Here is an 18,952-nt window from a genome sequence, read left to right on the forward strand (position 1 = left end):
AAATGGCTCTTATAAATTTCACTGAATTGTAAAATTTCGTCATATATAAACTGCACAAATACCGTCTAAAATTTTAAAAAATCGCGAAAGGATCACGGCAAACTCGTCGAAAAATCATATAGAAAAACTGCGCATTCCAACTAGCCTTAAGCAGTAAAATTACTGCCATTTTCGAGGCTACAAAATTTTACTACTGCTAGCTTTGAATGAAATTTCTATCACCAAATACTCTCGATCAAAATTCCAACTCGGGCGAGCTAAAATTATCTCTAGAAATTCTAGCATTCCGAGTGTTCTGGATCAAAATTTTAGAGATCGGGCATTACCGCCGGTTTTTATCCGAGCCTCTACGCGCCGTTTTGATCGAAGCTCTACCGACGCCGCTTCTACCTTTGATTAAAATTCTATATTTAAGAAAAGCTTCTCTGACGCCGCCAAAATCAAAATTTCGCCGCTACAAGTATTACGATTAAAAATTCTATCATCGCCGATCTTATGTCAAAATTCCATTATTGCCGCCTCACCTCCGCCACTACTGCCTTATCTCTCCACCGCTGCCGCTGCCGATACTACGCCTTTGGTCGCCGCTACCGCAGCAGCAAGCACCGCAAAGCCGTCCGCGTAGCTCACGCCCTGAAGCTGCCAAACCCGCGCGTAAAGCGCAAGCGCATCGCCGCCATTGCTGCACCACGACGACGACCGATCCGCGCGATAAAATTTCCGCCGCCGCGCAGTGTATCAAGCCAAACGCTGCAAATTTTAAAATTTTACCGCCTCTCGCCGCGCGGCACCGATAAATTCCGCTAGCTAGTCCATCATTTTCGCATAAATCATAAATTTCCATAAATTTAACGCCGCCTTTCTTGCTTTATATTAAAATTTCGCTAAAATTACCGCATTAAATTTGAGGCGCAAACGGAGCTTAAACTTAAACCGCTTGCGGGCAAATTAAATCCATTCAAGGAGCTTTTATGAGCGGTGTTGCGTTAATCATCTGCTTCGCCATAGCGGTCGTCGTGATGATTTTTTTGATCTCCAAGGCAGGCGTTCACCCATTTTTGGCGCTAATGCTTATCTCCCTGGCGCTCGCGATCGTCGCGGGCATACCGTTAGCCAAGATCCCCGCGATTATCGGCGACGGATTCAGCGGCACGTTTAAGAGTATCGGTATCGTCATAATCTTCGGCGCGCTCATCGGCACCGTGCTCGAAAAGACGGGCGCGGCGCTCAAACTCGCCGATATGGTCGTAAACGTAGTCGGGCAAAAGCGCCCCGAGCTTGCGATGCTCATAATGGGCTGGATCGTGGGTATCCCCGTATTTTGCGACAGCGGCTTCGTCGTATTAAATCCGATCCGAGAAGCGATCAGCAAAAAAATCGGCGAAAATCCGGTCGCTCTTGCAGTAGCGCTCTCCGGCGGACTCTACGCCTCGCACGTATTCATCCCGCCGACTCCGGGACCGATCGCCGCAGCAGGTGCCGTAGGTCTAGGCGGCAATCTACTGCTCGTAATCGCAATGGGCGCGGTAGTGTCCTTGCCGGTGCTGATCGCCACATACTTTTTTTCTAAAAAGGTCGCCAAAAACGTCCATATAAGCGAGGCTGAAGCGAATGAGGTTATCGCAAAAAGCTACGACGATCTGCTTAAACAATACGGCAAATTACCGGGCGGATTTTTAAGCTTAGCCCCTATTTTGGTACCGATCCTATTTATGGCGCTGGGCTCCGTCGCCAAGATTCTAAAAGTAGGCGGGTTTGCGGGCGAAATTTCGCAATTTTTAGGAAATCCTATCATCGCGCTAGCCTTGGGCGTAGTTTTTGCGGTATTTTTGCTAGTACAAACCGGCAAACTAGGTGAATTTAGCGAGATCACCAACGAATCCTTAAAAATCGTAGGCCCGATCCTCTTCATCACCGCAGCGGGCGGAGTGCTAGGCAAGGTCATCACCGACGCCGGCTTCGTAACCTACATCAAGGACAATGCGACCGCAATTAAAGCCGCGGGGATTTTCTTCCCGTTCTTAATCTCAGCCGTTCTAAAAACAGCGCAAGGAAGCTCCACCGTTGCGATCATCACCACAGCTTCGATTATGGGCGCATTTAACGCAGATGGCTCGCTGATGCAGGTGCTGGGATTCACCTCCGAAATGTCCGGCGCGCTTGTGGTAATGGCGATCGCAGCGGGCGCTATGACGGTTTCGCACGCTAATGACAGCTACTTCTGGGTCGTTACAAATTTCAGCAAGATGAATCCGCAGCAAGGCTACCGCACTCAAACAATGCTAACCCTAATTATGGGCATTACAGGTATGATCAGCGTGTGGGTTTTGTCGCTGTTTTTGATCTAGGTTAGCTTATTCTAGCCGCTATCGCGCTAAATCAGTGCGGAGCGCTACGGCATCTACCAGCGGCTAGCTACATAAATTCTTTAAATTTACGTAGCTAGCTGTACCGCACAAATGCCCTAGTATTAAAATTTCGCTTAAAGGAGTTTTAAATTTACACACAAAGCCTCAAGGAGTAAAATTTTAAAATTCTATCGCTACGGAATTTTAAAATTTAGCCGAAATTCTGTGGCTTACAGAATTTTAAAATTCCACGACATGAAATTTTAAAATTTGCCCCATAAATTTGGCGACGAGATTTTAAAATTCTACTCTTGCTTCAGTCTTGTCATCGTAAATTTAGCCTACGCGCTGTAAAATTCCAAAATTTTAAGATACCAGCTAAAGGAAAAATATGAAAATTTTGGTCGCGATCGACTCGTTTAAGGGCTCACTTAGTTCGCTTGAGGCGGGCAACGCCGTAAAATCAGGCATCGAAAAGCTAGGCTGCGAGGTGCTCGTCAAACCTATCGCAGATGGCGGCGAAGGCAGCGTTGAAGCCCTTGCCGACGCGCTAAAAGCTAGGTTCATGGACGTCATCGTAGCAAACCCGTTAGGCGAAAAAACGCCCGCACGCTACGCCTTAAAAGGCGAGCTAGGCATCTTAGAAATGGCGTCTGCATCGGGTCTGCCTCTCATCGAAAAATCGCGCCGTAACCCGCTAAAAACGAGCACTTATGGCTTTGGCGAGATGATAGCGCATGCGATCGCGCACGGCGCGCGAAAGTTTATCATAGGCATCGGCGGAAGTGCTACAAATGACGCAGGTATGGGGATGCTACGCGCGCTTGGTTTTAAATTTAAAGATGCAAATGGCGCAGAGCTTGCAGGAGCGGGCGAGGATCTGATCAAACTCGCCACGATAGATTGCACTTCGGTGCTGCCGCATCTTAAAGAATGCGAGTTTCTCATCGCCTGCGACGTGGATAATCCACTTTTTGGCGAAAACGGCGCAGCATATATTTACGCTCCGCAAAAGGGCGCGGATGCGACGATGGTAAAGCAGCTCGATGCAGGACTTATAAATTTTGCAAGCGTCGTAAGCAAGCACCTCGGACGCGAGCTTTGGAATAGCCCCGGAGCAGGAGCTGCCGGCGGGCTAGGCTTTGGCTTCGTGAGCTTTCTAAACGCTACGCTTAAGCCGGGCATCGACATCATCACCGAAGAGATCGGGCTAGATCGCGATATGAAAGGCGCTGAGCTCGTCATCACAGGCGAAGGAAGGCTCGATTTTCAAAGCTCGATGGGCAAAACCCCCTGCGGCGTCGCGAAGATCGCCGCTTCCTACGGCGTGCCCGTAATCGCGCTGGCAGGCGGCATCTCGCCCTGTGCCGGCGGCTGTAATGAGCGGGGTATAGGCGCATTTTTTTGCATCCTAAACGAACCGATGAGCCTTGAGCGTGCGATGGAGCCCGCCGTTGCGACGCAAAATTTAGCCCGCGTCGCCGAACAAGCAGTGAGATTGTTTATGCTCGGACGCGGCGCTAAATAGGGATTTTGGGCTAAAATTTTAAGGCGCGGGCGCTAAAGCTTGCAGAGAGTGCGGCGAGCACGGGCAAGGGATATAGCGCGGCGACGGCTTGCAACAGACAAGCACGACAAAGTGCGGTAGGAGGCGAGTGCGGCGAAGAAGCGAAATTTTATGCAGGATAAATTTGCGTGCTTTAAAGGCACGGCGGTGATCTTGACGCAGATGTAGCGCTCGTGCGGTTTACGGCACAAAAATATGCGTAACGAGGCGGACGAGCGGCGACGGCTCGCGGCAGACGGATGCTAGTCCATGACGCGTATACGCGGTAAGCAAACCGCACAACCGATACGAAAAACCCCCGCTGGGCCGTGACGCGCATGCACGACAAGCAAATACCGCGCGCAGCTTACGACGGGCAGCAGAATTTCATCCGCCGCAGACCGCGGTAAGTGGATAAATTTTGCATTAGAACAAAACCGAAGCGAAGCTTTGTTGAAATTTTAGCGTGTTTCAAAAATGGGGCGGTTGAGCGGCGGCACAGCGATGGGCGGCGTGAAATTTTACTTTACTGCGCGCAGCACATACGCAAGGCGGATTTAAAACTCATTTTCCAATCAAGCGGCTCGCGGACCCTCGCAATACAAACATCAAGGCGTGATTAAAACAGACAGAATTTTAAAATTTGACCGCCGTATTCGCAGCCTATGGAATTTGCAACATAAATTTAAAAGCAGCGATCCGCTTTATAAACTTCATTTCGAATTTTAACCCGCGACATGTCCGTCTTGAGGCGAAAAAAGGCCGCTCAATCGCAAGATCGCGCTTCTTGCAAAGATGACGGCGGCGCATTACTTCACTCGCTCGCAAAGCCCGCCAGCCTTCCGATGACGCTTTGATGAAAGGAGAGTTGCGTCTGCGTAAATTTGTATTATTAAGATCGCGGATTTACTTATCGTTAAATTTAGTGTATATGCGGCTACCGCGCGCCGCTATGGTAGGAGTGGGCTTGCGTTTAAATTTGCTCCGATTGCGCTGTGTTTTGCGATAAAAATTTATGAAATTTCATTTGCGGTCGGCGCCGTGAAATTTTATAAAGCTCCATTTTAAAATTTGCGGTACGGGCGCGTACCGACCAGGTCCAAGCTAAAATCAAATCTCAAAATTCTAAGCGACGAATGCAGAAAACCCTCGCGCCTAGCGTATCTGCGGTGGCGATGCGGGTTATCGCTTTTAGGACGCAAAAGACGCGCGGGCGCGGACAAAATTTATTGATTTTAGAGTTTAAAGCATCGAATTCGCGCACCTAGGCTAAATTAAAAATTTAAAGCGCGCGACGCTTCGGACGCATCCGCGCGACTGCGAGCGCTCATAAAATTCGCCCGAAGCAAGGTTGTAAAACCGCGGACGGGCGCAAAATTTATCGCCGCAAAAATCAAAGCCGCGAAAGCAAAAAGGCTCCGCGAGCACTCGCTGCCGCACCCGCCCGAGCAAATTAAAATCGCATGATCCGCCTAGCCGGCATACATGGAGGGCGCTGCTGCGGGCATCTGCACTTAAATCCGGTGCGATCGCAATGCGATTTAAAACCGCGCCTGCTTAAATTCGCGCCGTTTCGGTTCGCTCGCAACCATATCTCGCTGCAGTAGCGCTTTAAATTTGCGCCGCCGCGATTTGTGCGCATTCAATCACTACGGCAAGGGTAAAATTTCAAAATCTAGGTCCCATACGCGCCGATTTGCGCCACCCAAAATCGATCGGATCGAATTACGCTACCGCAATCTGCGCAGATTAAAGCGCCGCCGCTTAAAAGCGTAAATTTTACCTCTCAAACGGCGGCGAGAAATTTCGCTAAAATTTCATCTCTTAATTCAGCGCGCGATTTATAAAATTTCGCCCTCGTCACGCTCCGAAATCTGCGGCTTAGGCAGCGCCAGGCTCTTTGCGGTTTTGCTAAAAAGTATCAGATCCTCGGTGCTTTGCACGCTCCACGGCAGGCGCGAGAGCGCGAATTTGAAAATTTCAAAGCAGGAAACGGCGTCGCTAAATGCGCGGTGGTGGACGTTTTGCACGCCTAAAAGCTCTTTTAGCGAGCCGAGCCCGTATCTTTGCGCCTCGATCGTGCGGCGCGCGAGCTCGACGGTGCAGAGCCTGCGATTTAAAAGCATCCCGAAGCCGCATTTTTGCAGGCTAGCGTCAATGAAGCCGTAGTCAAATTTGACGTTGTGCGCCACAAAAACGCTATCTCCTAAAAACAGCCTAAACCGCTCCAGCACGCTAGCTAGCGGCGGCGCGCCTGCCAGATCGTCCGCGCAGATCCCCGTAAGCTCCGTGATGTTTTCGGGCACGACGGGCGCATAAACGAAGCTCTCGAAACGATCGAGCTCCTGCGTGCCGCGCGTTTTTATCGCGCCGATTTCGATGATCTGGCCGTTTGAGAGCCCGCCGTTCGTCTCGATGTCCACGAAGCAAAAAATTTCATCCAAAATGTCCGTCTCGCGGGTTTTGAGCGTGATTTTGCCGCTATCTAGCTTTATTATCTCTATGCCCAGCGCCCGCCACATCGAGAGGTCTTTGGGCTCGAAAAGCTCGGTAATTTCGGCAATATCGCTTGCTTTTGAGATAAAATCGTAATAATTTATGCTCTTTTGAGCCAGTAAATTTATGAGATTTTCGATCTGACGCGTCAAAATTTTACCCCTGTGCCGCGCCTAAATTTTAAGCGCACGGATCGCCTCCGCGTAGTCGTTTGAAGAAAATATGTAGTTGCCCGCTACCACGACGTCGGCGCCCGCTTCGTCGATATCTGCGATATTCAGCCCGTTTACGCCGCCGTCGACCTCGATGAGGCATTTTGCGCCTTTGCGATCGATCAGCTCGCGCAGCTGCTTAATTTTCTCAAGCGCCGAGGGGATAAATTTCTGCCCTCCAAAGCCCGGATTGACGCTCATTAAAAGCACCATATCGACCTCGCCCAAGATAAACTCCAGCGCGCTAAGCGGGGTGTGCGGATTGAGCACGACGGCAGGCGAGACGCCGCTACGGCGTATATGATCTATGAGACGCAGCGGATGGATCTCCTCCTCGATGTGGAAGCTAAGAAATTTCGGCTTTAGCGGCAAAAAAAGATCGACGAAAAACGGCACGTTTTTAACCATCAAATGAATGTCTAAAGGCTTGCTGCTCGCCTTTGCCGCGGCGCTCGCTACAAGCGGTCCAATCGTGAGATTGGGTACGAAATGCCCGTCCATCACATCCACGTGGATGAGATCAGCGCCCGCTTCGCAGACTGCGTGAATTTCCTCCGCGAGCCTGCCGAAATCCGCCGATAAAATGCTGGGTGCTACATACATAAAATTCCTTTAAAATTTCAAGATGCGAAATTTTACTTAGTTTTGTCATAAATTTCGCTAAATTTAAACCGCAGCGGATTTTAAGCATAATTTGAAATTTTTTCGCTATAATCGCCATTTATTTTAATCATCAAGGATTTATTATGGCAAGAAGATGCGCAATCACCGGCAAAGGTGCGATGGTAGGAAACAACGTCAGCCACGCAAATAACAGGACCAAAAAGAAATTCCAGGTCAATCTACGCACCATCCGCGTTCAGCTAGAAGACGGCTCAACCAGACGAATCAAAGTAGCCGCCTCAACTCTACGAACTATGAAAAAACAATCAAAATAACCTCTTAAAGAGGAATTTATGTCTGTTTTGGACAAGATCAAGCGATTCCTCGACTGGTCCGGCTCGACTAAGCCGGACATCAACCTCTACACAGAAATTTACGACCAGCTACGTCCTTTTCGCTTACCGCTGATAACCATTGTGCTAATGATGCTAATCGGCACGCTAGGCTATGTTTTTATAGCGGGCTTTTCGCTAGTAGACGCTTTTTATCAGGCGGGTATGACCTTTACGACGGTAGGTTTTACCGAAGTAGCGCCGATATCGCCCGCGGGTAGAATTTTTACCGTCTTATTCATCCTCATGGGCTTTGGAACCTTTTCGTTTTGCCTGGGCGTCGTCGTCGAGGTCATAAAAAACGGCAAACTTCAAAATTTACTTAGGGAGCAACGAATGATCAATAACATCGCAAGGCTCAAAAACCACTACATTATCTGTTACAACAACATCTACTGCGCCGAGCTTGCCAAGCAGTTTCGCGAAAATCATCTGCCTTTTGTCGTGATCGACCCCGATCCCGCTCTAGCCAAAATCGCCGAAGAAAACCGCTATCCATATTTCATCGTAGGCGAGCCGCACGTAGAAACCACGATGCTAAAAGCGCATCTGTCATCTGCAAAATCCGTCATCACGCTAAGTCCAAATTTAGCCGATAATATCGCAATAATTTCGCTGGTGCGCCTATACGAAAAGGAGCTTGGTCGCATCACCCCATACTTCATCATGGCAAATAGCGATGATGACAGCGACACCGAGAGACTAAAAAAACTCGGCGCAAATTCTATCGTCTCACCATCCAAGCTCGCCGCACAAAGGCTCTCTGCGATCAGCGTGCGCCCCGATATGGAAAACATTTTGGAGCGGTTTTTGTATAAAAAAGACTCCCTCATCGATATCGAGGAGATCACGGTGCCCGATTTTTCATGGATCCGCTTCAAGCGCCTAAAAGAAACTCGCCTGCGCGATTTTACAAACGCCGACGTCGTGGGAATCAAAGAGCCCAACAGCCGCTTTATCCCGATGCCAGATGGTGACTATCTCATCGGTACTGGGGTAAAATTTTTAGTCATCGGCACGGCAGAGGGCATCCGCAACACTAAAAAACTCATCCGCAGTAAATACAAGCCGCAGGAGATGAGATATGTTTAAAATAACTAAGCTCGAGGGCGGCTTACAAAATGTCGAGGGCTTTTATTTTGACGGCGTAAATTCGGGCTTTAAAAAAGAGGGAAACGATCTGGGATTTATCCGCGCGGACGAGCCCTTTGCCATAAGCGCAATCTTTACGAGCAATAAATTTCAAGCCGCGCCGATTAGGCATTTCAAAAGGGCGCAAGAGCGCGCGGGCGGGGAGCTTAAAACAAATTTTATCCTCGTAAATTCTAAAAACGCAAACTCGATGACTGGAGAGCAAGGAATCGCCGATATCGATGAAATTTTTAACGAGCTTAGCAAAAAGACCGCTCTGATAAACCCCGTTATGAGCTCCACCGGCGTAATCGGATACCGCCTCAAAAAGGAAAAAATTATCGCTGCCGCACAAAATTTTAACCTCTCAGCGCGAAACTCAGATGCCCTAGCCACCGCCATCATGACGACAGATACGATAAAAAAGGAGCTTGCATATGAAATTTCTTTAGAAAACGGCGAGAAATTTCACATCGCAGCCGTTTGCAAGGGCGCAGGCATGATCAATCCCGCGCTTGCGACCATGCTCTGCTTCGTCCTAACCGACGCAAAAATCCCACGCGCGGATATGGACGAGCTGCTAAAAAAGGCGGCTGAACAGAGTTTCAACACCGTAAGCGTCGACGGCGACACCTCCACCAACGATACGATTATGCTCTGCAGCAGCGCTAAATGCGCCTATGAAAAGGACGCCTTCACCTCCGCGCTAAACGCCCTTACGCATGAGCTTGCGCTGATGCTGGTAAAAGACGGCGAAGGCGCAACCAAGCTGGTGCGATTTAAAGTAAGCGGTGCCGCAAATGCCGATGATGCCCGCACGGCGGCAAAAGCGCTAAGCAATTCGCCGCTTGTTAAAACGGCGATCTTTGGCGAAGACCCGAATTGGGGTCGCATAGCCTCCACCATAGGCGCCTGCGGTATCGAATGCGACGAAGAAAAGCTGCGTATCAAATACGATGACGTGCTGCTTTATGACGCACAAAATCGCGAACTGGACGCCGCTCGCGAGGCCGCGGCCCACGCCGTAATGCAGCAAAAAAGCTTTACGATCTGGTGCGATTTAGGGCTCGGAGATGGCGAGTTTAGCGCGTACGGCTGCGATCTTAGCTACGACTACGTAAAAATCAACGCCGATTATAGATCATAAAGATTCACAGCTCGCTTCATAACCTAAAAATCTCGTCTCGAAAATAGCGAATAGCAGCAGGGCTTTAAAGCTCTGCTCTTAAAATTTTATCATTTAAATTTGCCTGTTTTAAATTTTTAAAAATTAAAATCTCACCTCTTAAAATTTTGAATCTCATGCGTGAAATTCAGTCTAAATTTGATAGCTAAAATTAGGTTTTAAGCGCTTTATTGATATACTTGAATAAATTTTTTAAAGGAGTAGGCATGTTTCATGAATACAGAGATTTAATCACTGAGTTAAAAGGCAAAAACGCACGATTTGATTCGCTTTTTGAGAAGCACGACGAGTTGGATCACAAGATCGCCGACGCGCAGGCCGGCAGAGTGCATATGAGCGATCTGGAGATCGATGCGATGAAGAAGGAAAAGCTTCGCATAAAAGATGAGCTAGGCAGCTTGCTAGCGCAATATAAAGCCGAAAAGGCAGATAAATAAAGCTGCTTGCGGCGAAATTAAGATGCAGCAGAGTGCTAGCAAGGCTAATTTCGCCGCTAAGCTTTAATCCGCGTTTAGAATTTTCTAATCTCAATAAGTTTAACTGCTTAAGTTTGCCTCGCACGATAGAGATATTAAAACAGCGCGCCAAAACGAGTTAAAATTTATACCGCACGCTCCGCCTTGACACCACTAAATAATTTTTACGCATCGGCTGCATCACTGCATATACCAACAATGCGGTATTAGCGCAATCAAATATAATTCGTTACGGCTCTCTATCGCCCCTTCCGCTTCCAAAAATATCTCTTGTTGAATGCACTTTTGCGCTACAGAGTAAATTAAAATTTACGCCGCATCGCCCTGCAGCCTGGCTCTTAAATTTTACTTCGCAGCGAACATTTTCTAGCAAATTTCAAATCTTGCGTTTTGCTTATTGCGGGCGCAGTACCTACTTTTAAAATTCCGCATTTCGCAGAAATCTAAAGTGGCGTTAGAATTTTAAATTCCCGTTCGCGCTAACCGCGAAATTTTAAATTCATACCTCCAACTAAGCACTAGTTTATGTTAGAGCCTGCTTTAGTCTCTCCACGGAATTTAGCCAAGCTTGCTTATTTTAACCCGCTTCGTTGAGCTTTAAAAATTTAGATTATTTCTTTGATCATATCGGATAATGCCTGCCGACACAGAATTCCTAAAGCTAACCTATTTGTTATATGTGCAATTAAAAGCGGCGCTAACGCGGAATTAAATAGTGTAAGTGAGATCTGTAAAAGGTGTGAAATTTAATCATAGAATTTTAAGCGCTAAGGATTTGCGATAGAATTTCGCCGCGCAAATCAAATCCCAAAGCTAGCCTGGTCTACTCGAAAACCTTCGCTTCTAAGCCATGTAGCCTTTGCAAGCCGATATCGATATATTCGTTAAGCTTCTCATTATTTTCCAGCAATTTGTCGTAATAGCTCTTGGCTCTTTCTCTCGCGGTCGCATCAGGCTCGATATACTTTAGCCCGCTTTTGAAAAGTCCTTTAGATTCCACAAAATAGATCGAGTGGATCTTCTCGCAGTGCGATAGCCCTGCTTCAGTGTAGTTTAAAATCGATTCATACGCGATGTTGCCTAACAGCTCCTGCAGCCTATTTGCGGGATTTTTGAAAAACTCGGCAAACTCCTTATACGGCGTAAAAACCTGATCCAGGTTTTTCATCGCATCGCCGTAGATACCCTTTTTCAGGCGGAACATCGTCATCTCTTGAGAACTTACAAACTTCTCTATTGCTTTTATCGTATCGTTTTTATTCACTGAATTTTTCCCTTTTAAAATATGAAACGCTCGGATTATATCGTTTGTTTTATAAAAATCCGTTAAAAATCGGTTAAATTTTGCCCTAGCGTTTTAGCCAAATTTCCTTGAGCGCTTTTGATTAAATTTCCCGCCTCAGCCGCCGCACTTCTCGCACAATCCTCGCACGAGCACACTTTTGACATTTTTTTGTGGCAAAGCTGGCATCGAAATCTCCTCCATTTTATGGCAGCTTTCGCAGACAAAATACGCTTTGGCGCCGTCGGTAAGCTCATAAAAACTTTTATGATTATTTTCGCTGGTAATTATCAAATTTTTCTCTTCCAAAAGCGCTATATTGCGATATATCGTGGTTTTATTAGCACCCGTTTGTTCTACTAGTTCATCATAGCTTACCGGGCATTTTTTCTCGCTTAGGATCTGCACGATCTGCACTCTAAGCGCCGTAGGAGCGATATCGTGACTCGCTAAAAAATCTTTGGGATCCATTTTACGCCTTTTTTAAAATTTAAGCGATGATAGCGAAATTTAGATAAATTTATATTAAGTTGCAACTAAGTTGCTTTTGATATACTTCCGCAATTTTTTTGGAAAGGAATTTTATGAAAAAGCTTGTTTTCACGCTTTTAGCAGCTAGTTGCGTAGTATTCGCCAAACCTACGGTCACCACGACCATACTTCCGACGAAGTATTTTGTTGAACAGATCGCAGGCGATACTCTGCAGGTAAATACGATGGTTGGTAAAGGCGCTGATCCGCACACATACGAGCCTAAGCCTTCGGAGATGAAAATGCTAGAAAATAGCGATCTGTATTTTGCGGTCGGTATAGAATTTGATGAAGTCTGGCTACCAAAGCTTGCCGCATCGTATCCGAAGATGAAGATAATCCGCACCGAAGATGGCATTACCAAAATGGCTATGGCAGAGCATCACCATCACGACGAACATGATCATAGCGCACATCACGATGATCACGATCATGACGCGCATCATGGGCATGGTGACAAAGACCACGAGGCGCACGAGCACCATCATCATCACGGCGGTTTAGACCCACATATATGGCTAGATCCGCAGCTTGTAAAAATTCAAGCTAAAAATATTAAAGACGCGTTAACCAAACAGTATCCTAAGGATGCTAAAATTTACGAAGCAAATTTCGATAAATTTGCCAAAAAGCTTGACGAGCTGGACGCTTACGCAAAGCAAAAATTAGCGGGCGTCAAGGGAAAGAAATTTATGGTTTATCATCCGTCTTGGGGCTATTTCGCGCACCGATACGATTTGGAGCAGATCGCAGTCGAAGTGGAGGGCAAAGAGCCTAAGCCTGCGGATTTAGCCGAGCTAATCGAGGAAGCCAAAGAGGAAAAGATCAAGGTGATTTTCGTCGCACCGCAGTTTTCTAAAAAGGCAGCGCAAACTATCGCCGCGCAAACTGGCGCAAAGGTGATGGAGATCGATCAGCTGCCGCTAGATTGGTATCAGACTATGAAAAAGACGATCGACGTTTTCGGAGAAAATTTGTAGTTGATGAAATTTATTAAAATTTTACTTTTATCCGCGATCTTTAGCTCGCGGATATTTGCGTGCGCTCTGTGCGCCCTATACACACCTACTGCGCACGTTAGCATTACCCCCGTCGCACAAGACGGTAAGATCGTGAGTCTGCATTTTTCGTGGCTTTTCTCTCAAAATTTTACCGACGTCATAATGCAGACCTACGATATAAATTCCAATGGCAAGCTTGAAAATAGCGAGCTTGCCGAGATAACTAAGGCGATGACCGATTATCTAACCCCCAAAAACTACCTTTGCGAGGCGGAATTCTACGATCAAGCGCCAAAAAACGCAAAGCCTGCGCTTAGCAACCTCGTAGGCACGCAGATCAAGGGAAATTTTAAAAACGCAATAAGCCTCGTCAAAAAGGGCAGACTCGTGTTTGAATTTGATCAAAAGGTTGGCTTCGAGCTGCACAACAACCGCGTTCTTAAAATTTCCATTAACGACGATCAGGGATTTTTCAATTTCAAAATGCTTGACGATAAGCCCATTAATCTAGGCGAGGGCTTTGTAGCGAAGCCCAATTCAAATTTAGCCACCACCTTTATAGAATTTAGCGGCGAAAAGCCAAAAATCGCAGATAAAAAACCGCCAATTTCAAGCGCGCCGAACTCCGATTTAGCGCAGGATGGTCTTGCATCTAGCCAGCAGAGTCTTGCGGGCTCAGAGGATAAACTTGCGCAAGGCGAGCAAACAAAACCTAATGCCAGCTCGGCACGCAGATCAAACCAAAGATCCGTCGGCGATATCGTTTCGGAAGCGGCTGCAGAGGCGCAAAAAAATATCGCCGCTTCGGATACTCTCGCGCAGATTAATAAAGCCTCCAAAAAGAACGCACAGGCAAAAGGCGGTCCCGCAAATTCCCACCGCTTCGGCAGCGAAAGCTTAGAGGTCGCCGCGAAAAGCAGCGAAAACGCCGCAGTCCTTTTAGGTGATAATTCGAATTTAGCGCAAAACGGAGGCGACAGGAGCGCTGCAATAAATTTTAATAAATCGGTAAATTCTGCGGCGTCTGTAGATAAAGACGCGGGCGAAAATTTTGCGGCGAGACGAGACAACTCTTTAAATTCCGCGCATTCTACGCAAGATCTCGCGACGCCGCCCGTGGAGAGTTCTTTAAATTTAGCGCAAAATAGCGCGAGCAAAAACGGCGCCGCATCCGACAGTGACAATATTTCAAGCGAGCCACAAAAAGAGGCTACGCTGGGATTTGTCGCGCAAAAGACGATGGATTTTATGAAAAGCCTCAAAACGGCGTTTCGCGCAAGCAGCGAGCATGCAAGCGCAAGCACCATCCTATGGGTCCTAGCGCTTTCTTTCATATACGGCTTTTTCCACGCGGCAGGCCCTGGGCACGCGAAGCTGCTAACGGCGAGCTATTTCTTAGCCCATGGCGGCAGCTACGTCAAGGCTTTCGGATTTGCCCTTAAAATCGGGCTTCTGCACGTCTTGGGAGCTCTCGTTTTGGTAAGCGCGAGCATGTTCGTGCTGCAAAACGTTGCAGGCATAGTTTCTGCAAACTCCGCCTCGATCACAACGAAAATTTCGGCGCTTCTGATCATCGTCATAACCGCGCTCATCATCTACGACAAAGCTCGCCGCGTAAAATCGGGCGCCGGCCACGATGCGGGCTGCTCTTGCGCCGCTTGCGTTTCCGCTGCAAACACCACAGGGACGGACGCGCACTTAAAAAATACGACATTTGCAAACGCTGGGGGTTCCGCTGACGCAGCGTCAAAGAGCTATAAATTTTCTAAATTTAATATCCAAAGCGGCGAATCCGCGCAGTATTTAGATACTCAAAATTTAGGCGCCGCAGCGGCAGAGCTAAATTCGGATTTAAATTTAACCGCAAATTTAGAAGAAAACTCGTCTAGCCAAAACGAGCAAAAAAAGTCCTTAAATTCTACAAATTTCAAAAACCAAACCTCGTCTCGCTCGCTGCAAAATGGCGCGACTGTCGGCGGCGAGAAAGGACGGGAGTGGCTTATCGCGCTTGCTGCGGCGCTCGTGCCCTGCCCCGGCACGATCCTGATTTTCGTGCTTGCCTTCAGCCTCGGAAGCTTCGCGCTTAGCGTCGCAAGTGCGCTTTTCATCGGTTTTGGGATGAGCGTCGTGATATTTCTAGCCGCGCTTTTCGGCGCGAAGGCAAATGAGCTTAGCTCGAAGCGGCTCGTAAGCTTGAAGCTTTACGTCGAATTTGCAGGGCTTTTCGTGATGTTCGGGCTCGGAGTTTTTATGTATTTCATCTCTGACACCCTCAGGATACTGTGATTGCAAGGTTTTAATGCAGATTTTAAAAAGCGGCTCGCGTGAAATATAAGCTTACGCGATATGTTAAATTTTAAATCCGGTGCGGATCTCTAATTTCAAAGAGTAGGATTTTAAAATTTTACGCCGCAGACCCGCGTAAATTAAATTTCGATCTCGACTATTCATTAAGCGGCGGAATTCGCTCTTTATGAATTCCGCTAAATTTCGCTACAATACGGGCGAAATTTTTCTCAAGGATAGATATGTCGCCTGCTCTGCAAGATGCTATTTCGCAGACTTTAATCGAACAAAAAGCGTGCGCTAGAGCTTTTAATAGATACCGCTACCTCAGCATAGCCGCCTTTTTTGCGGTCCTGTTCGTATTAGTGTATCTAGACGGCGTTGAAACAGACACTCCCTCTATAGAAATTGCCGAATTTTTGGGCGTCTTGATCCTTTTTCCGATCTTTTGGATATTTTTTCTGCATTGCGCCGGTCAAAAAACCGAAGCGGAAATTCGCTACTATAAATTTTATAAAGAGATATTCGTCCGCGCCGTAATAAAAGATATAGATGCCGGTTTAAAATACGATCCATATACCGGCATGCAAGAAGAGGAATTTCAAAAATTTAGAATTTATAGGAAATCTAGGATCAAAAGCGAGGATCGGATTACGGGCGTGTACTGCGGGATTAAATTTAGCCTCAGCGAGGTACATAGTAATGGTAGGTTTTACATGAAAACGGATAATCCGCTCATAGCGGCGATTATGTTGATCAAAATATTCTACGATAACTATATGGACTTTGACGGCAACGTACTGATCTGCGAGCTCGCGAAAAAAACCTCGGGCAAAACGATAGTGGTAAGCAGGGAGCTAAACGCCAAGATCTTCGGCGAAAAAGAGATGATGGACGATGTGGATTTTATGCGCGATTTTCGCGTGTTTGCGGATGACAAAGTAGAAGCGCGCTATTTGCTAACGCCCGCGTTCATGGAGCGCCTGCGCGAAATAAATCGCGAAACGAGCGGCGAGTTCAGCTTGAGCGCGGTATTTATGGATGAGCGCTTATATCTATTTTTAAACGGTGCGCCCGATCTTTTCGAAACTACGCTTTTTGGTAGGCCCGCTAGCATAGAGCTCGCGCGCGAATACCAAACGCAGATCCGCAAAATTTTAAGCCTAATCGAGACACTAAAACTCGCAAATTAGCAGGACGCATTACGGCTTAAATTTTGTATTGGCTAAATTTAGGCCAGGTGGAATTTTTAGCGAAGCGTAGTTTCGACAAAAACGTAAAATTTAATCAGCAGTGCGATCTCTCGGCAACTGCCCGAAATTTAAACGAGCGATACGATTAGAGTGATGAAGCACCCGCAAATAAATTTAAAGCAAAAGCACCTTGCCGTTGTCTTAAAAATAAAATTTAACGCTCCGATGCTTCCTGGAAGCGGCTCTTGCTTAGCTCTTTATGCCCAAAATAAAATTTTACCGCGTTTCGCATCACAGCCTCTAGCTCTTTTAGTGCCAAACCCGCATAGCGGCAAAATTTAATCGGTAGCACCGCGATTATGAAATTTAAAAGTAGATCCGCAAGGACGAAATTTAAATTTAAAACAAGTCCGCGACTAGAGTTAAATTTGACACGCAAACGGCGTTTGCAAAAGCCGCACGCTAAAAGGTATCTGCCCGAACGCATGTCGCAATGTATCAATCACAAAGTGCCGGCTCTGCACGTACGTCAAGTTCCGCCAAAATACTCGACGCGTTCCTGCATCGTCTCATAAAACACCATCGTAGGCTGGATTGTAAATTTAAATTATAAAGAATTTGGATGAGGCAAAATTTTAAATTTCGCCTCCTAAGCGGAAAGGGATTAAAGTGCCGCGTAGCGTACCATTAGGCAGGTTTGAAGCACCGCCAGCTTATCGAGCGTGCTTTTTTGCACTTCGGAATCGACCAAAATGACCGCCAAAGCGTCCCCCTCCTCGCCTCTGCCTAGGCGGAAGTCCGCGATATTGATGTTTTCGTCGGCTAGGATCGTACTGACTGACTTGATAACGCCCGGTACGTCGGTGTTTTTAAAGATTATCATCTTGCCTTTCGGCTTAAAATCGGTCTTAAATCCGCCGATATTTACGATACGCTCCTCGCTACCGTCAAAGACCGTACCCGCGACGTTTGAGATCGCCTCGTCGGTCATAATTTTTACCGCGATCTCGCTTTTATAAACGCTGCGCGCAAGCTCGCCGAAGCTCGTCTCAATCCCCTTTTCATCCGCAAGAAATTTAGCGTTGACGTAATTTAGCGAGTCGCCCAAAGAATCGTGTAGCGCGCCTACGATTGCAAAAACGAGCATCGATTTTAGATACTGAACCACCTCGCCGCTGCCCTCGATGCGAATCGATTTGATCGGGCCTTTATTGATCTGCGCCGCAAGATAGGCCATTTTGGAGACTAAATTTATATACGGCTCGATACCGCGCGGCAGATCCTCGAGCTTAAGCGGCAAATTTAAAGCGTTTGGATAGTTTAAGCCGCGCACGGCGCTGATCGCCTGCTCTGCGGCTTCTCGGGCGATATTGCTTTGCGATTCGAGAGTATTTGCGCCAAGATGCGGAGTCGCGCTTAAATTTTCGATATCCAAAAGCTCGTGATCGGTCGCAGGCTCTTTGTCAAAAACGTCTATGCCGAGATACGCGATCTTGCCGCTGCATAGATTGTTTGCGAGCGCTTTTTCGTTGTAAAGCCCGCCTCTAGCGCAGTTTATTAGGCGCACGCCGTCCTTCATCTTCGCTATTTGCGGCTCATCGATCATATTTATCGTCTCTTGATTTTTCGGCGTATGGATTGTGATGAAGTCGCAAGATAAAATTTCATCGAAATTCTTCGTATATTTTACTCCGAGCTTCGTGGCCTTCTCAGGCTCGATATACGGATCATAGGCGATGACATTCATTCCAAACGCAAGCGCGCGCACTCCTACGCGCGAGCCGATGTTTCCAAAGCCGATGATGCCGAGGCTTTTTTTATAAAGCTCGGTGCCGTACCACTTCTCGCGCTTCCAAATTCTATTAATTTTCAGATCGTTGCAGGAATTTACATATTTGCGCGCCGCATTTAGCAGGTGGCACATGGTCATTTCAACCGCGGCGATGGTGTTTGCCGTAGGTACGTTCATCAAAATAATGCCGCGCTTGGAGCAGCCATCGATATCGCAGTTATCTACGCCCACACCCGCGCGCACGATCGCTTTTAGCTTGGTGCCTGCGCCAAGGAATTTCTCATCCACCGCCGTAGAGCTTCTGGTGATCGCAACATCCGCATCGCCTAAAATTCCGTAAAGTTCGCTCTTGGGCACGTTCGTAGCGTCGATTACTTTAACATCCGATTCTTGCTTAAGCAGATCAAAACCGATTTTATGGATTGCGTCGCAAACTATGATAGTTTTCATTAAATTTAACCTTTAGAAGTGGGTCCG

17 protein-coding genes are annotated in these 18,952 nt (G+C 47.3%); 10 read left to right on the forward strand and 7 right to left on the reverse strand.

Features of this window, described 5'->3' with window-relative positions; translation table 11 throughout:
- Window positions 1–206 precede the first annotated feature (206 nt).
- On the forward strand, window positions 207–473 hold the full coding sequence (locus tag Q0274_RS07505; RefSeq protein ID WP_298028629.1) for a hypothetical protein: 267 nt from the start codon (window positions 207–209) through the stop codon (window positions 471–473).
- 59 nt (window positions 474–532) lie between these two features.
- On the opposite strand, the gene Q0274_RS07510 is transcribed toward Q0274_RS07505, so the two are convergent.
- Window positions 533–844 carry a hypothetical protein gene (locus Q0274_RS07510; protein ID WP_298028631.1) on the reverse strand — a complete coding sequence of 104 codons (312 nt, stop codon included), beginning with the start codon at window positions 842–844 and terminating at the stop codon, window positions 533–535.
- A 127-nt stretch (window positions 845–971) separates the two neighbouring features.
- Here Q0274_RS07510 and Q0274_RS07515 point away from each other — a divergent pair, with 127 nt between their 5' ends.
- Together Q0274_RS07515 and Q0274_RS07520 are read left to right on the forward strand one after the other, a co-directional pair.
- Window positions 972–2,348, forward strand: coding sequence for a GntP family permease (locus Q0274_RS07515; protein ID WP_298028633.1), 1,377 nt, complete (start codon window positions 972–974; stop codon window positions 2,346–2,348).
- A gap of 391 nt (window positions 2,349–2,739) precedes the next feature.
- On the forward strand, window positions 2,740–3,876 hold the full coding sequence (locus Q0274_RS07520) for a glycerate kinase (RefSeq protein WP_298028635.1): 1,137 nt from the start codon (window positions 2,740–2,742) through the stop codon (window positions 3,874–3,876).
- A 1,859-nt stretch (window positions 3,877–5,735) separates the two neighbouring features.
- Here Q0274_RS07520 and Q0274_RS07525 read toward each other — a convergent pair.
- Window positions 5,736–6,542, reverse strand: coding sequence for a 3'-5' exonuclease (locus tag Q0274_RS07525; protein ID WP_298028637.1), 807 nt, complete (start codon window positions 6,540–6,542; stop codon window positions 5,736–5,738).
- 21 nt (window positions 6,543–6,563) lie between these two features.
- A complete protein-coding gene (rpe, locus tag Q0274_RS07530) occupies window positions 6,564–7,205 on the reverse strand; it encodes a ribulose-phosphate 3-epimerase (RefSeq protein WP_298028639.1) in 642 nt (213 codons plus the stop codon).
- A gap of 143 nt (window positions 7,206–7,348) precedes the next feature.
- Between rpe and rpmB the strand changes: the two genes are divergently transcribed.
- From rpmB to Q0274_RS07550, 4 genes are all read left to right on the forward strand, one after another.
- On the forward strand, window positions 7,349–7,540 hold the full coding sequence (gene rpmB, locus Q0274_RS07535; protein WP_040304421.1) for a 50S ribosomal protein L28: 192 nt from the start codon (window positions 7,349–7,351) through the stop codon (window positions 7,538–7,540).
- An 18-nt stretch (window positions 7,541–7,558) separates the two neighbouring features.
- A complete protein-coding gene (locus Q0274_RS07540; protein WP_177387602.1) occupies window positions 7,559–8,689 on the forward strand; it encodes a potassium channel protein in 1,131 nt (376 codons plus the stop codon).
- A complete protein-coding gene (gene argJ / locus Q0274_RS07545; protein ID WP_298028641.1) occupies window positions 8,682–9,875 on the forward strand; it encodes a bifunctional glutamate N-acetyltransferase/amino-acid acetyltransferase ArgJ in 1,194 nt (397 codons plus the stop codon). The genes Q0274_RS07540 and argJ overlap by 8 nt, the downstream gene beginning before the upstream one ends.
- Before the next feature lie 245 nt (window positions 9,876–10,120).
- The gene (locus Q0274_RS07550; protein WP_005873127.1) at window positions 10,121–10,351 is read left to right on the forward strand and encodes a YdcH family protein; all 231 of its coding nucleotides are present in this window, start codon (window positions 10,121–10,123) and stop codon (window positions 10,349–10,351) included.
- Between the two features lie 862 nt (window positions 10,352–11,213).
- Here the strand turns inward: Q0274_RS07550 and Q0274_RS07555 are convergent.
- Together Q0274_RS07555 and Q0274_RS07560 are read right to left on the reverse strand one after the other, a co-directional pair.
- Window positions 11,214–11,654, reverse strand: a complete 441-nt coding sequence (locus Q0274_RS07555; RefSeq protein WP_291939615.1) for a hypothetical protein — start codon at window positions 11,652–11,654, stop codon at window positions 11,214–11,216.
- A gap of 135 nt (window positions 11,655–11,789) precedes the next feature.
- Entirely contained in the window at window positions 11,790–12,143 is a 354-nt protein-coding gene (locus Q0274_RS07560) for an HTH domain-containing protein (RefSeq protein WP_295152447.1), read from the reverse strand.
- A 113-nt stretch (window positions 12,144–12,256) separates the two neighbouring features.
- Between Q0274_RS07560 and Q0274_RS07565 the strand changes: the two genes are divergently transcribed.
- The 3 genes from Q0274_RS07565 to Q0274_RS07575 all read left to right on the forward strand — a co-directional run bounded on the left by Q0274_RS07565 (window position 12,257) and on the right by Q0274_RS07575 (window position 16,683).
- Entirely contained in the window at window positions 12,257–13,183 is a 927-nt protein-coding gene (locus Q0274_RS07565; protein ID WP_298028644.1) for a zinc ABC transporter substrate-binding protein, read from the forward strand.
- A 3-nt stretch (window positions 13,184–13,186) separates the two neighbouring features.
- Window positions 13,187–15,490, forward strand: a complete 2,304-nt coding sequence (locus Q0274_RS07570) for a DUF1007 family protein (RefSeq protein ID WP_298028665.1) — start codon at window positions 13,187–13,189, stop codon at window positions 15,488–15,490.
- A gap of 242 nt (window positions 15,491–15,732) precedes the next feature.
- Window positions 15,733–16,683, forward strand: a complete 951-nt coding sequence (locus tag Q0274_RS07575; RefSeq protein WP_298028646.1) for a DUF3137 domain-containing protein — start codon at window positions 15,733–15,735, stop codon at window positions 16,681–16,683.
- A gap of 214 nt (window positions 16,684–16,897) precedes the next feature.
- On the opposite strand, the gene Q0274_RS07580 is transcribed toward Q0274_RS07575, so the two are convergent.
- A complete protein-coding gene (locus tag Q0274_RS07580; protein ID WP_298028647.1) occupies window positions 16,898–17,185 on the reverse strand; it encodes a hypothetical protein in 288 nt (95 codons plus the stop codon).
- 162 nt (window positions 17,186–17,347) lie between these two features.
- Window positions 17,348–18,925, reverse strand: coding sequence for a phosphoglycerate dehydrogenase (gene serA / locus Q0274_RS07585; RefSeq protein WP_298028649.1), 1,578 nt, complete (start codon window positions 18,923–18,925; stop codon window positions 17,348–17,350).
- Between the last annotated feature and the right edge of the window lie 27 nt (window positions 18,926–18,952).

The sequence above is a fragment of the uncultured Campylobacter sp. genome (assembly GCF_937973075.1).
In the GTDB taxonomy this organism is placed as follows: Bacteria; Campylobacterota; Campylobacteria; order Campylobacterales; family Campylobacteraceae; genus Campylobacter_B.